Genomic DNA, 12,509 nt, shown 5'->3' on the forward strand with positions numbered 1-12,509 from the left:
AGGGCAGTCATCTAGAAGTGCAGCGCCGGAGGCTCTGATCCGCTAGAGTTTCCGGGATTTTGTTCAAATGTTTGGCGACCGGGGCAGGGTGGTCTTGGCCTGTGGTTTTTATCCGGTGATTTAGATCATGAGAAACGAGCAACGCATTCGGCGGTAAAAACTTTTGAAAAACCATGGTCTTGAGGTCGGTGCATAGCGACAGATTCCGGAGCCGCGTTGAAATATCCATGCAATATTTACCATTTTAAGTTTTACTACTGGTGTTTTCCCATTCGGTGCAGCCCATTTGACGAATGACCATTGTCATTGCCTCTGCGCTGGCCTTATGGTGTTGACGCGGCGTGCCGTCTGAGTATCAGCGCGCCACAATGAGATGAGATTCGCTGTTTTGTACTTTTGTCCGGCATGATCCGAGACCGGCATGATCCGAGAAAGACAAGGCAGACCGATTGGCCCCGAAATACGCGGGGCAGTTTAGCGCCTCTTTCGGCCTCCCCGACTGGGATTTCTGAAGAGGGATAAAAAGGCAGGAGACAGGATACCCAAGCGGGTCGCCTCACCTGTCGGAGAAGAAACGCGATGACACGCGCGCGAGCGAAGAGCATGCAGGCACGAGGACCGGACGTAAGTTCCAGGGCCGTCTCCTGCTGCGCGCCGTCCGAGATCGCCCTGACAAGACACCCCCCAATACATGCGCGGCCCCCCGGACTGGGAAGGCTTGCGTCTGCGCAGGGCAGGTGCACTAAGGAAACATGGCAAAGAAGATGCTTATCGATGCCACCCACGCGGAAGAAACCCGCGTCGTGGTGGTCGACGGAAACAAGGTCGAGGAGTTCGACTTTGAATCTGAAAACAAACGCCAGCTAGCTGGCAATATTTATCTGGCAAAAGTCACCCGGGTCGAGCCTTCGTTGCAGGCGGCCTTTGTGGATTATGGTGGCAATCGCCACGGCTTTCTCGCCTTTTCGGAAATTCATCCCGACTACTATCAGATCCCGGTCGCCGACCGCGAAGCCCTGATGGAAGAAGAGCGTGCCTATGCGGAATCGCAGCGTGCGCGGGACGAAGAAGAAGAGGCGAAGCCTTCGAAGTCGCGGTCGCGCGGTCGTAAGGGCGGGCGGAGCAAAGCTGCCAAAGTAACCTCCGGCGATGCCGTCGAAACCAAAGAAGTGTCCCCTGAAGACGGAGTTCCGTCTGAAGAAACACCAGTCGTTTCGGAAATTGCCGGAATGGAAACCATTGATCTTGTGGATGAGATCGAAGGGGACGAGGCCAAGCTGAGCGATGTGCCCGAAGGCTCTTCGCCGATGGAGCTGGTCTCGGATACTCCGGTTGAAGAGCCGGGCTCTTCTGCTGAAGAGACTCCGGTTGAGGAAAACACAGTCGCAGAAGCTGCAGCTGAAGAGACAGTTGTTGAAAATGCGGCCGAGGCTGAAGCCGCAGAAACCCAGACAGCTGCCGAAGAAGCAGTGTCACAGGATGTTTCCGAAAGCGCAGACAAAGACGAAGGTGTCGAGACCGCTGCTCCTGAAGCCGCAGCCGGGAACGCTTCTCAGGAAGAGGCCTCTCCGGAGGGGGATGAAGGCGATGCACGCGTCGATCCGGTAGCAAAAGACGAAAGCATCGAATCCGTTGCGGATGAAGATGACAGCGAAGACATTCGCCCTCCTCGCAAACCTCGGGCGCGTCGGTACAAAATTCAGGAAGTCATCAAAGTCCGTCAGGTTCTTCTGGTGCAGGTCGTAAAAGAAGAGCGCGGCAACAAAGGGGCCGCCCTGACCACTTATCTGTCGCTGGCGGGTCGCTACTGCGTCTTGATGCCCAACACCGCCCGCGGTGGCGGCATCAGCCGCAAGATCACCAATGCCGTTGACCGCAAGAAACTGAAAGACATCGCAACCGAACTCGACGTGCCAACCGGCGCGGGCCTCATTGTGCGCACCGCCGGTGCCAAACGCACCAAGGCCGAGATCAAGCGCGACTACGAATACCTGCAGCGCCTGTGGGAACAGATCCGTGAGCTGACGCTGAAAAGTGTCGCGCCCGCCAAGATCTATGAAGAAGGCGATCTGATCAAACGATCGATCCGCGATCTCTATAATCGTGAGATCGACGAGGTTCTGGTCGAAGGTGAACGCGGCTATCGCATCGCCAAGGACTTCATGAAGATGATCATGCCGTCCCATGCCAAAAACGTGCAGCACTATCAGGAAACCCTGCCACTGTTCGCGCGCTTTCAGGTCGAAAGCTACCTTGGCGGCATGTTCAACCCGACCGTGCAGCTGAAATCCGGTGGCTACATCGTGATTGGTGTCACTGAGGCTCTGGTGGCGATCGATGTGAACTCTGGTCGTGCCACCAAGCAGTCTTCGATCGAAGAGACTGCGCTTAACACCAACCTGGAGGCCGCCGAAGAGGTGGCACGCCAGCTGCGTTTGCGTGACCTTGCCGGTCTGATCGTGATCGATTTCATCGACATGGATGAGCGCAAGAACAATGCCGCCGTCGAAAAGCGGATGAAAGACAAGCTGAAGACGGATCGTGCCCGCATCCAGGTTGGCCGCATCTCCGGCTTTGGCTTGATGGAAATGTCGCGTCAGCGTCTGCGCCCAGGCATGATCGAGGCGACAACCGCGCCTTGCCCGCATTGCCATGGCACCGGTCTCATCCGTTCGGATGACTCGCTGGCGCTGTCGATCCTGCGTCAGATCGAGGAGGAAGGCACTCGCCGTCGCTCCCGTGAGGTTTTGGTGCGCTGCCCGGTCAGCATTGCCAACTATCTGATGAACCAGAAGCGCGAGCATATCGCGCAGATCGAATCCCGCTATGGGCTCTCGGTACGCATCGAAGGGGATCCGCATCTGGTGAGCCCGGACTTCACACTTGAGAAGTTCAAGACCGCGTCGCGCGTGGTTCAGGTTGCGGCGGCCCCTGTGGTTTCCGTCGATACCTCGATCATGGATCAGGTTGATGCCGAAGAAGACGTGGATGCCGTAGAGGAAGAGGTCGCCCAGGAGGCGAAAGATGCTCCTGAGGCGGATGCGGAAAGCGAAGACAAGCCCAAGCGTAAGCGGCGGCGTCGGCGTCGGCGCAAGTCCGGAAATGGCGGCGATGAGGCGAATGACAACGACCAGGGCAATGGCGAAGGTGCTGAGGCTGGCGCAAATTCTTCCGCTTCGGAAGGTGAAGCCGAGGCCAAGCCCGATGAGACCGAAGCTGAGGCAGCAGAGGCTGCAGCTGAGGATGCCAAGGATGAGAAAAAGCCTAGTCGGACCCGTCGGACTCGGACCCGTGGTGGCCGTGGGCGCTCCAAGAAAACTGAGGAAGTAGCGGCTGAAGAAACCGCTAAAGAAACCGCTAAAGAAACCACTGTGGAGGATACTGAAAACAGCGAAGCCGCTGTCGAAAGTGCTGCTGTGGAAAGTGCTGAAACTGGGACGTCAGAAACAGTGGTCGATACCGCTGAGGCTGCGGATCAAGGTACAGAAACTTCCGCAGATACGCCCTCAGCTGAGCCAGCTGTAGCGGATCCTGAACCTGTTGCTGCAGTGCAAGAAGAGCAGGCAGCAGATCCGAAGTCCGAAGACGTGGCTGCCGAACCTGTCGAGGCTTCAGTTGAAGCTCTGGCCACAACACCAGTGGTTGAAGCAGAGGTCGCAGCATCGGCTGCAGCCGAGCCAGTAGCGGAGGCGGCATCTGAACCTGTAGCTGAAGCGGTAGAGAGCGAGGCAGTGGTCGCTGCGGAGCCTGAACCGGCCTTGGCAGAGGCCGAACCTGCCGCACCACCAAAACCGAAACGCCGAGGTTGGTGGTCAATTGGCTAAATAACGAAAAAAAGGCGGGCCTCAGGGTCCGCCTTTTTAATGTGTTGGACTGCCGCCCCCGGATACGGGAAACTTAGCAGAGGTTTATGTGACCGAAAATAAATGGGATGAGCCAGAGAGACTCTCTGAGATATTGGAGCAGGAACATAGGGTTTGGCAGGCTCTGGTTGCGGGAGATGCGATCACCGACAATGAGGCGCTGCATGCAGATTTTCTCGGTGTGTATCCAAGTGGCTTTGCTACGCGGACCGATCATGTGGCGCAATTGACCAAAGGCCCCAGTGTTCAGTCCTACACCATCAGTGAACCCCGTCTGTTGGACCTCGGCAAATGCCATCAGTGCCTGTCCTATCGCGCCAGTTTCATCCGCCCAGGCGAAACGGCTGAACAAGTCATGTATGTCTCATCTATCTGGCGACAGCAGAACGGGGCGTGGATCAATATTTTCAGCCAAGACACACCTGCGGACGCGAAAAATGGTGGCGCATGAAAACAGATAGGCCGTTGCAACTGGTAATTTTTGACTGCGACGGCGTGCTGGTGAATTCGGAACCGATCTTCAATCGCGTGCTGCATGACTACCTACAGGACTGCGGCGTCAAAATTTCCTTTAGCGAGACCTGCAACCGTTTTACTGGCAAAAGTCGCCACACTGTTGAGGCCTGTTTTCGAGACCTAGGGCGGCAGCTACCGGAGGACTGGCCTGATGGGTTTTACACAAACGCGCTGTCGGCATTGGCGACCGAGGTGCAGGCCATAGAGGGGGCAAAATTCGTGCTCGATGCTCTGGCGGAAAAAGAAGTGGCTTTCTGTGTCGCCTCCAATGGCTTGACGCAAAAGATGGAAGTGACCCTGGCCCGGGTTGGGTTTCTGGCCCGGTTTCAGGGAGCCATGTTTTCCGCTACGATATCGGCCAGAGCAAACCGTCACCGGATGTATTTCTGCAAGCGGCCAGTCAGATGGGAATTGAGCCACAGGATTGTGTTGTGATCGAAGATTCCGAAAGCGGCTTTGAGGCGGCACATCGCGCTCAGATGCGCTGCTTTGCCTATCAGCCGCAGGGACCACTGCCGCAGGGGCGCATGTTTGGGGCTGTTTCTTTTCGCAAAATGCAGGATCTGCCTGCTTTGCTGGATCTGTAGCTGAATACCCAACGGGCAGTAGGCCGTTCTTTGGCTTAGTTGCCTTTGCGGATCAGATAGATCTGATGCCCCTCAGCCTGGTTCTGCCCCAGAAAAACATGACCTGCCTCGTTGCAGAAATGCGGCAGATCAATGATGGCTGCCGGATCATCTGCGAGAACCTGCAACACTGCTCCGGCGGTGAGTGCTTTCAGACGCTTGCGGGCCTTAAGGACCGGCAGCGGGCAAAGCAGGCCGATTGCATCAAGGGTCGCATCAAAGGGTTGATCAATAGGTGCATCATGTTCGGTCATGACAGTGAAATAAGCAGGAACTCACGTCCTGTCCACAAGGATGTGACTGCCTGACCTCGTGACCTTTGGGGCTGGGTGGTTTATGTCAGCCTGACTGATCTAAGGGCCTGAACGATCTAAAGGAATGACATGTTTGGAATAGAGATCATCGACGCAGGGCTGTTGCCTGCGATGTTTGTGGCGCTGCTGGGTGGGCTTGTCAGTTTCTTGTCGCCCTGTGTGCTGCCGATTGTGCCGCCCTATCTGGCCTATATGAGCGGGGTCTCCATTGGCGAGATGCAGGGGACAGCGGCTGCGCGGCGCAAGGTTATCCTGTCGGCCCTGTTCTTTGTGATGGGGCTTTCGACGGTTTTCCTGCTCCTGGGCTTTACAGCTTCGGCCTTTGGGGCGTTTGTACTGCAAAACCAAGAGCTGTTTGCCAAGGCATCCGGGGTAGTGGTTATCATTTTCGGCCTGCATTTTCTGTCGGTTTTTCGGATCCCGATCCTGGATCGTGAAGCGCGGGTCGACACTGGCGATGCCGGAGGCTCGGTTCTTGGCGCCTACGTGCTGGGACTGGCCTTTGCCTTTGGCTGGACACCCTGTATCGGGCCGCAACTGGGGGCGATCCTGTCGCTGGCCGCATCCGAAGCTTCGGTCAGCCGAGGCACCCTGCTGTTGGGGATCTATGCGCTTGGCCTTGGTGTGCCCTTCCTGCTGGCGGCGATCTTTCTGAATCGATCCATGGTGTTGATGAACAAGATGAAGCGCCACATGGGGCTGATCGAAAAGATCATGGGCGGTCTGTTGCTACTGGTTGGCTTCATGCTGGTGACCGGTCTGTTTTCCACTTTTTCCTGGTGGCTGCTGGAGGTCTTTCCGTTTCTGGCCACGCTGGGCTAAGGCAACGCCGGGCGGATTGTTTTCCGCCCACACGTTTTACATACACGCCTCTCCGGTTTCGACCGGGGAGGCGTTTTTTTGTGAGGCAAACGTCCAGTCTGTCTGGCCAGAAAATTCGCGATCAGGCATTTTGACCAGGGGCGAGAATTATTCGCATCTCCTTGTCTTCTATGGGCCTTACGCTCGTACCAAATCCGGCCTAGGCTGTCTCGATCGGATAAGAGGCCAGGACATGGACGGGACCGAGAGACAGAATATCGACAACGGCGCAGAGGAGCCTGTGGTCAGAACACGTCGGGTGTTTTACATCCCCGGTTATGATCCCATTCATCCGCGCCGCTACCGCGAATTGTACCGCAAAGAGGCGCGTGCTCAGGCAGAAATATCTGGCTATGAGATCGCCCTGCAGGCGCAAAACGGCGCGGATAAATCCGGGACCGCAAAGTCAGGCAGGGCCAGGCGCTCCTATGGCTGGCGGGTTTCGTCCCGGATCGAAGGCGTCGAGGTACGGTCCGATTTCAGCGTTCTCGTTTGGTCCGATATTGTGCGTGACAGCATGGACGCTTCAATAGTTGGCACCTATCTGCAACTGCTACGTACGGTCTGGGTCTATGTCGCTTCCGGCGCTTTGGCGCGTTTGGTACGTCTGCGCAAAGGGCCTGTGATTGCAGCGCTTTACCCGGTGGGGATGCTTCTTTTGCAGGCCGCGTTGGCGGTATTGATGTTCTGGGGCATCTCAGCAGGCTGGCAGACCCTATTGCAGCAGCAGCTGGGAACACAGTCATGGCTGTTTGTGGTTCCGGGCTGGCTGGTTGCCGCAGCGGCATCCTGTGTGCTTTTGCAGTGGTTCAAAAAACAGGATGGCAGGTTTTTTGCCTACTATCTGATGCATGACTACGCCTACTCCGCTGATTCTAAAGGTGAAAACTCAGTAGCGCTTGAAGCGCGCATTGCAGCGTTTCGGGCGCAGATTCAAGTGTGCCTTGAGGCAAACGATGTGGATGAGGTTTTGATTGTCGGGCATTCGTCGGGCGCACATGTCGGGGTTTCGGTGCTTGCGGATCTGATCCGGGAGGGCTTGCCGCACGAGCCTCCCACGCTTGGATTTCTGACCTTGGGGCAGGTGGTGCCAATGGTCTCCTTTCTACCACGTGCCGAGCGTCTGCGCGCGGATCTGCGCTATCTCGCGGCGCGCGACGAAATCACTTGGGTCGATGTCTCGGCACCGGGGGATGGCTGCGCCTTTGCCCTGTGTGATCCAGTTTCAGTCAGTGGTGTCGCCCCAGATAATAAGCGCTGGCCGCTAGTGATTTCGGCCGCATTTACCCAGACATTGAGCCCCGCGCGGTGGAAATCCCTGCGCTGGCGCTTTTTCAGGCTGCATTTTCAATATCTCTGCGCTTTTGATCGGCCTGGGGACTATGACTATTTTCGTATCACGGCAGGCGCGCGCACACTGCGGGCGCGCTACAACGGTCGCAAGCCTTCGCGCTCACGAATTGATGTTGCAGTCTCCAAATACACGTCGGTGGCCAAGGGATGAGTGCCTCTGATCCTCTGCGCCCGATGCCCCCGAAGCCCGCAGCACGTCCCGACCGGGTCTCGCTGTGGCGCTATGTAAAGCTGTTTCGCCAGGACATCCTGTCGGCGCAACCGGCCAAGCTGTATCACGCCTGGATGGCAGAGTTTCGTGCGCCAAGCTTTCGGTCTTTCATGATAAACCAGCCCGCGCTGATCAAAAGGGTTCTGAAAGACGAGCCAGAACATTTTCCCAAATCCGACCGCATCGCCGAAGGGTTGAAGCCGCTGCTGGGGAATTCAGTTTTTCTGACCAATGGCGAAGAGTGGAAGCGGCAGCGCCGTATCATTGACCCAGCCTTTGAAGGGGGGCGGCTGAAAGAGACATTTCCAGCGATGCGCGCGGCAGCTGAGGCCGCCGTCGCCCGTTTGCAAAGGCAGGCCGGGCAGGGCGCTGACATTGAAATCGAGGAAGTCACCAGCCACGCTGCAGCGGATGTGATCTTTCGCACCCTGTTTTCTATACCCATCGAACATTCAGTAGCCTCAGAGGTGTTTTCCCGGTTTCGTGACTACCAGCGCAGCCAGCCGCTGCTCAATCTGGCGGCATTTCTGCCGGTGCCGAATTGGATGCCGCGGTTTTTTCGGCGTGGGACCCGCGCCAATGCGGCCAGAATTCGGGCACTGATCACTGACCTGACCCGCGATCGTATGGTTGCGATCAAATCGGGGGGCGCTCCGGATGATCTGGCGACTAAGATAATGACCACCAGTGATCCAGAAACTGGTGAACAGTTTACGACCGAAGAAATGGTCGATCAGGTTGCGATCTTTTTTCTGGCCGGGCATGAGACCAGTGCCTCGGCTCTGGCCTGGACGCTTTACCTCATGGCGCTTTACCCAGAGTGGCAGGAGCGCCTGGCGCAGGAATCTGTTGCACTGGAGGATGACAGCTTTGCCGCAGTGTCAAAGCTGCGTTTGTCGCGGGATGTGTTCCGCGAGGCGCTGCGGCTCTATCCGCCGGTTCCGATGATGGTGCGCGAGGCGAGCTGCCCGGTGAGTTTTCGGGATCGAAAGGTTCCCAAAGGCGCGCAGATCGTGGTCAGCCCCTGGCATTTGCATCGCCACGAACGGCTTTGGGACAATCCGGATGGGTTTGACCCCAACCGCTGGCAGACAGAAAATGGCAAGCAGTGCCAGCGCGAGGCCTATATTCCGTTTTCCGCCGGTCCCCGTGTCTGTACCGGTGCTGGTTTTGCCATGGTGGAGGGGCCTTTGATCCTGTCGATGATCCTGCGTGATTTCAAGGTCGAGCCGATTGAGGACGCCGAGCCCGTGCCTGTTGCACATTTGACAGTGCGGTCGCACAGCGGGATCTGGTTGCGGATCACCCCACGCCGCGCAAAATAGCTGTGCTTAGGTGTCGCTCTGCGCCGTCAATTGTGCCTGAAGATCCTGAAGAACAAACAGGCGAATGGCCGAGGCCAGCCCAGAGTCCACACCGCGTTCTTCATCAATTTCGGCTGCCAACTCATTGATTGGACGTCCTGTTCTGGCAGCAATTGCGCGAAAGGCATTCCAGAAAGGATCCTCGAGCGAGACCGAGGTTCTATGACCGCGCAGGGTCAGGGAGTGTTTTTTTGGGCGGCTGCTCATCAATGACGCTTTTCAGGATCAGACCGGTGATCATCCAGGCGACGGATCTCTTGGTCCTTGCGGGACTTGTCGAGCGATTTTTCTGCCTTGGTGCGGCCGAATTTCACAGCGTTTTGATCAGCGCGGGCCTTTTTATCGGCCCGCGCCTTTTCTTTTCGAAACCGGTTCAGGTTGACCGGCTCTGCCATTAGTCCTTGGGACCGATCATTTGCTCTGGCCGCACAACAGCGTCAAAAGTCGCCTCGTCGACAAAGCCAAGCGCTATGGCCTCTTCTTTCAAAGTGGTGCCGTTTTTGTGCGCGGTCTTGGCAACCTTGGTGGCGTTGTCATAGCCAATTGTCGGCGCGAGCGCAGTCACCAGCATCAGGCTTTCCTTCATCAGCTTGTCGATGCGCGGCTCATTGGCCTGAATACCGTTGAGCATCCGGGTCGTGAAGCTGTCAGCCACATCGCCCAGCAACTGCATGGATTGCAGCAGGTTGTAGGACATCATCGGGTTATAGACGTTGAGCTCGAAATGGCCCTGGCTGCCGGCGAATGTCATAGCGGCATTGTTGCCCATCACATGGGCCGCAACCTGAGTCATGGCCTCGGCCTGGGTCGGGTTGACCTTACCGGGCATGATTGATGATCCCGGTTCATTTTCCGGCAGGATCAGCTCACCCAGACCCGACCGCGGGCCAGAGCCCAGGAACCGGATGTCATTGGCGATTTTGTACATGGAGCCGGCAACGGTAGCCAAAGCGCCCGACATAAAGACCATGGCATCATGGGCTGCCAGAGCTTCGAATTTGTTGGGGGCGGTGACAAAGGGCAGGCCGGTGATTTCGGCCATATTGGCTGCCACTGTTTCGCTCCAGCCAACCTGGGTGTTCAGGCCAGTGCCGACGGCGGTGCCGCCCTGTGCGAGTTCATAAATACCAGGCAGAGCTGCGTTGATACGTGCAATGCCCTGACGGACCTGATGCGCGTAGCCGCCAAATTCCTGACCCAGTGTCAGCGGTGTCGCATCCTGGGTGTGGGTGCGGCCGATCTTGATGATGTCTTTGAACTCTTCCGATTTGGCCTCAAGACCCTCGGCGAGTTTGGTGAGACCGGGCAGCAGCACATCGCGCGTGGTCATGGCGGCAGCAATATGCATCGCAGTGGGGAAGGTGTCGTTGGACGACTGACCCATGTTGCAATGATCATTCGGGTGTACCGGATCTTTTGACCCAATCACGCCGCCCATGATTTCAATCGCGCGGTTGGCGATGACCTCGTTGGAGTTCATGTTGGACTGGGTGCCGGACCCGGTCTGCCAGACCACCAGTGGGAAATTGTCGTCGAACTTGCCTGCGACCACCTCAGAGGCGGCCTGGATGACCGCATCCGCGATGGGGGTCTCCATCTTGCCGCTGGCCTTGTTCGCCATGGCGCAGGCCTGTTTGATCACGCCGAGCGCGCGCACGATGGCGACGGGCTGTTTTTCCCAACCAATCGGGAAATTCATGATCGAACGCTGGGTCTGAGCGCCCCAATATTTGTCGGAAGGAACCTCTAGCGGACCAAAGCTGTCGGTTTCTGTGCGGGTATCGGACATCTTGTCTCTCTCCGTCTGGTATGCCGTTGCATGCCGTTTATCCTGAGCGTCCTCGTGACGCAATTGGCCAGTTGCGCGCAGCATAGCCAATCGCAGGTCGGCGTATAGGGAGAAAGAGAAGCGTTCCGTTTGAAACCCGTTCCATTTGTCTCATGTCATTGCCAGTGGGGACTGGATAGTTAGACTATGGTATCAGGCCCCGTCAAAGCAGCACAGGAACCTCTGCCGTGTCACATAGTTTTCAAGCCAGCTCCCGTAGCCGTTGTACGCCGCCCAGCTGCGCCCGGAGCAAAAGTGTTGTCTCACCTGTCGGCTTGGCTTTGCGGCTGTTGTGGCTGATCTGTGCGGTTGTCTTTCTGGCGCCCGGGGCCATGGCGCATGAGATTTCGGAATTCTACGGTCGCTATACGGGTTCGGTCGATGTGATCTATGCGGGTGGGGATGTGGATCCGCGCGACATGAGCGTTGAAATCACCGAGACCCGAAAGGGTTTTATGGTGAAATGGAGCTCAATCACCGAAAAAGATGATGGGCGTCGCAAAGAGAAGACCTATGAGATCGAATTCACCGGGAGTGGTCGTGATGGGATCTTTGCCGCAGCAATGCAGCGCAACGTCTTTGGCCACGCAGTCCAGCACGACCCGATGAAGGGGCGTCCCTATGTTTGGGCACGGATCATTGGCGAAACCTTGACCGTGTTTTCAATGTTCATCCACCAAAATGGCGATTATGAGATGCAGCAGTATGACCGCAGTCTGACAGATACAGGTCTGCATCTGGTCTTTACCGCGCATCGCAACGGACAGCCCATACGCGAGCTGGTGACTGATCTCATACGTGAGTAATTTGGCAGTAGGGCTGTCTATTCTACCAGTGGTAGCCGAAGATCAAGCGTCTTGGGCGTTCAGCAATCAGACCTGTCTAAGTTGGCCGCTGGGCTCAAACCCTTGATCCATAATTCTTGACCCTGCATTCCTGAACCGGAGTCAAAAAGCCCCGCGGATTGCGAGGCTTTTTCAATTTGCAGGCATTTCGCAGACCAAAGAATGCGGCGGCTATTTTCGAAAACTGTCCAGCGAGACAACATCACCCTCGGTCGATTTTTGCGAATCTTCCTCGGTTTCTGGCATGTCTTCATCCAGCTGGCCTGCCGCGTCAACGTCTTCGTCGTTTTCTTCGGCGGTTTCAAAGCGCAGGCCGAACTCGACCGATGGATCAACAAAGGTTTCGATCGCGTCATAGGGAATATACAGCGGCTCTGGCGCGTCGCCAAAGTTCAGGGTGATGCCAAAGCCATCTTCGCCCACCTCGAGATTGTCGTACCAGTGCTGCATGACCACAGTCATCTCACCGGGATAGCGATCGCGCAACCAATCCGCCAGCTGTGCATCTGGATGGTTGGTGTCGAAGGTGATGAAAAAATGATGATTGCCCGGCAGACCATGGTCCGCAACCTCCTGGAGGACGGTGCGGATAAGGCCGCGCATAGCGGAATGCATCAGATTGCCGTAGTCGATTTCGCGGGACATGAAAGAGACCCCTCTTAAATTGCTGCACCAGCATAGGGGATTCGACGGGAAACTAAAGAGTGCAGCCCGATGTTTTACAACTA

The 12,509-nt window shown here is 56.7% G+C and carries 12 protein-coding genes and 1 pseudogene; 8 read left to right on the top strand and 5 right to left on the bottom strand.

Annotation, left to right across the window (positions count from 1 at the left end):
• Positions 1-752: 752 nt before the first annotated feature.
• The 4 genes and pseudogenes from PH5382_RS06390 to PH5382_RS20285 all read left to right on the top strand — a co-directional run bounded on the left by PH5382_RS06390 (position 753) and on the right by PH5382_RS20285 (position 4,966).
• On the top strand, positions 753-3,824 hold the full coding sequence (locus PH5382_RS06390) for an Rne/Rng family ribonuclease (RefSeq protein WP_058333522.1): 3,072 nt from the start codon (positions 753-755) through the stop codon (positions 3,822-3,824).
• 88 nt (positions 3,825-3,912) lie between these two features.
• On the top strand, positions 3,913-4,314 hold the full coding sequence (locus PH5382_RS06395; protein WP_058333523.1) for a nuclear transport factor 2 family protein: 402 nt from the start codon (positions 3,913-3,915) through the stop codon (positions 4,312-4,314).
• Positions 4,311-4,811, top strand: a pseudogene (locus tag PH5382_RS19710) (HAD family hydrolase); the annotation flags it as partial. The gene PH5382_RS06395 and the pseudogene PH5382_RS19710, both read left to right, overlap by 4 nt.
• On the top strand, positions 4,784-4,966 hold the full coding sequence (locus PH5382_RS20285) for an HAD family hydrolase (RefSeq protein ID WP_197410004.1): 183 nt from the start codon (positions 4,784-4,786) through the stop codon (positions 4,964-4,966). The pseudogene PH5382_RS19710 and the gene PH5382_RS20285, both read left to right, overlap by 28 nt.
• Before the next feature lie 35 nt (positions 4,967-5,001).
• Here PH5382_RS20285 and PH5382_RS06405 read toward each other — a convergent pair whose 3' ends face one another.
• Positions 5,002-5,259 carry a sulfurtransferase TusA family protein gene (locus tag PH5382_RS06405; RefSeq protein WP_058333525.1) on the bottom strand — a complete coding sequence of 86 codons (258 nt, stop codon included), beginning with the start codon at positions 5,257-5,259 and terminating at the stop codon, positions 5,002-5,004.
• A gap of 129 nt (positions 5,260-5,388) precedes the next feature.
• Here PH5382_RS06405 and PH5382_RS06410 point away from each other — a divergent pair, with 129 nt between their 5' ends.
• From PH5382_RS06410 to PH5382_RS06420, 3 genes are all read left to right on the top strand, one after another.
• Positions 5,389-6,141, top strand: coding sequence for a cytochrome c biogenesis CcdA family protein (locus PH5382_RS06410; RefSeq protein ID WP_058333526.1), 753 nt, complete (start codon positions 5,389-5,391; stop codon positions 6,139-6,141).
• 232 nt (positions 6,142-6,373) lie between these two features.
• Entirely contained in the window at positions 6,374-7,684 is a 1,311-nt protein-coding gene (locus tag PH5382_RS06415) for a hypothetical protein (protein WP_058333527.1), read from the top strand.
• Complete coding sequence (locus PH5382_RS06420) at positions 7,681-9,069, top strand: cytochrome P450 (RefSeq protein WP_058333528.1); 1,389 nt, start codon at positions 7,681-7,683, stop codon at positions 9,067-9,069. Before PH5382_RS06415 ends, PH5382_RS06420 begins: the two co-directional genes overlap by 4 nt.
• A 6-nt stretch (positions 9,070-9,075) precedes the next feature.
• Here the strand turns inward: PH5382_RS06420 and PH5382_RS06425 are convergent, their stop codons facing one another.
• Genes PH5382_RS06425 through fumC form a run of 3 tightly spaced genes read right to left on the bottom strand, consistent with a single transcriptional unit; the run spans position 9,076 to position 10,897 of the window.
• A complete protein-coding gene (locus PH5382_RS06425) occupies positions 9,076-9,315 on the bottom strand; it encodes a ribbon-helix-helix domain-containing protein (protein WP_058333529.1) in 240 nt (79 codons plus the stop codon).
• Positions 9,315-9,503 (bottom strand): DUF4169 family protein, encoded by a 189-nt coding sequence (locus tag PH5382_RS06430; RefSeq protein ID WP_058333530.1) that lies wholly within the window; start codon positions 9,501-9,503, stop codon positions 9,315-9,317. The genes PH5382_RS06425 and PH5382_RS06430 overlap by 1 nt, the downstream gene beginning before the upstream one ends.
• Positions 9,503-10,897 carry a class II fumarate hydratase gene (gene fumC, locus PH5382_RS06435; RefSeq protein WP_058333531.1) on the bottom strand — a complete coding sequence of 465 codons (1,395 nt, stop codon included), beginning with the start codon at positions 10,895-10,897 and terminating at the stop codon, positions 9,503-9,505. The genes PH5382_RS06430 and fumC overlap by 1 nt, the downstream gene beginning before the upstream one ends.
• 320 nt (positions 10,898-11,217) lie before the next feature.
• Here fumC and PH5382_RS06440 point away from each other — a divergent pair, with 320 nt between their 5' ends.
• Entirely contained in the window at positions 11,218-11,742 is a 525-nt protein-coding gene (locus PH5382_RS06440) for a hypothetical protein (RefSeq protein WP_231751808.1), read from the top strand.
• A 210-nt stretch (positions 11,743-11,952) separates the two neighbouring features.
• On the opposite strand, the gene PH5382_RS06445 is transcribed toward PH5382_RS06440, so the two are convergent.
• Positions 11,953-12,426, bottom strand: a complete 474-nt coding sequence (locus PH5382_RS06445; RefSeq protein ID WP_058333532.1) for an SspB family protein — start codon at positions 12,424-12,426, stop codon at positions 11,953-11,955.
• Positions 12,427-12,509: the final 83 nt, after the last annotated feature.

The sequence above is a fragment of the Phaeobacter sp. CECT 5382 genome, assembly GCF_001457775.1.
Lineage (GTDB): Bacteria > Pseudomonadota > Alphaproteobacteria > Rhodobacterales > Rhodobacteraceae > Pseudophaeobacter.

Bases quoted from the DNA above. Each gene is read 5' to 3' on its own strand.
- PH5382_RS06390 (WP_058333522.1), top strand. From the start codon at position 753: ATGGCAAAGAAGATGCTTATCGATGCCACCCACGCGGAAGAAACCCGC.
- PH5382_RS20285 (WP_197410004.1), top strand. From the start codon at position 4,784: ATGGGAATTGAGCCACAGGATTGTGTTGTGATCGAAGATTCCGAAAGC.
- PH5382_RS06405 (WP_058333525.1), bottom strand. From the start codon at position 5,259: ATGACCGAACATGATGCACCTATTGATCAACCCTTTGATGCGACCCTT.
- PH5382_RS06410 (WP_058333526.1), top strand. From the start codon at position 5,389: ATGTTTGGAATAGAGATCATCGACGCAGGGCTGTTGCCTGCGATGTTT.
- PH5382_RS06415 (WP_058333527.1), top strand. From the start codon at position 6,374: ATGGACGGGACCGAGAGACAGAATATCGACAACGGCGCAGAGGAGCCT.
- PH5382_RS06420 (WP_058333528.1), top strand. From the start codon at position 7,681: ATGAGTGCCTCTGATCCTCTGCGCCCGATGCCCCCGAAGCCCGCAGCA.
- PH5382_RS06425 (WP_058333529.1), bottom strand. From the start codon at position 9,315: ATGAGCAGCCGCCCAAAAAAACACTCCCTGACCCTGCGCGGTCATAGA.
- PH5382_RS06430 (WP_058333530.1), bottom strand. From the start codon at position 9,503: ATGGCAGAGCCGGTCAACCTGAACCGGTTTCGAAAAGAAAAGGCGCGG.
- fumC (WP_058333531.1), bottom strand. From the start codon at position 10,897: ATGTCCGATACCCGCACAGAAACCGACAGCTTTGGTCCGCTAGAGGTT.
- PH5382_RS06445 (WP_058333532.1), bottom strand. From the start codon at position 12,426: ATGTCCCGCGAAATCGACTACGGCAATCTGATGCATTCCGCTATGCGC.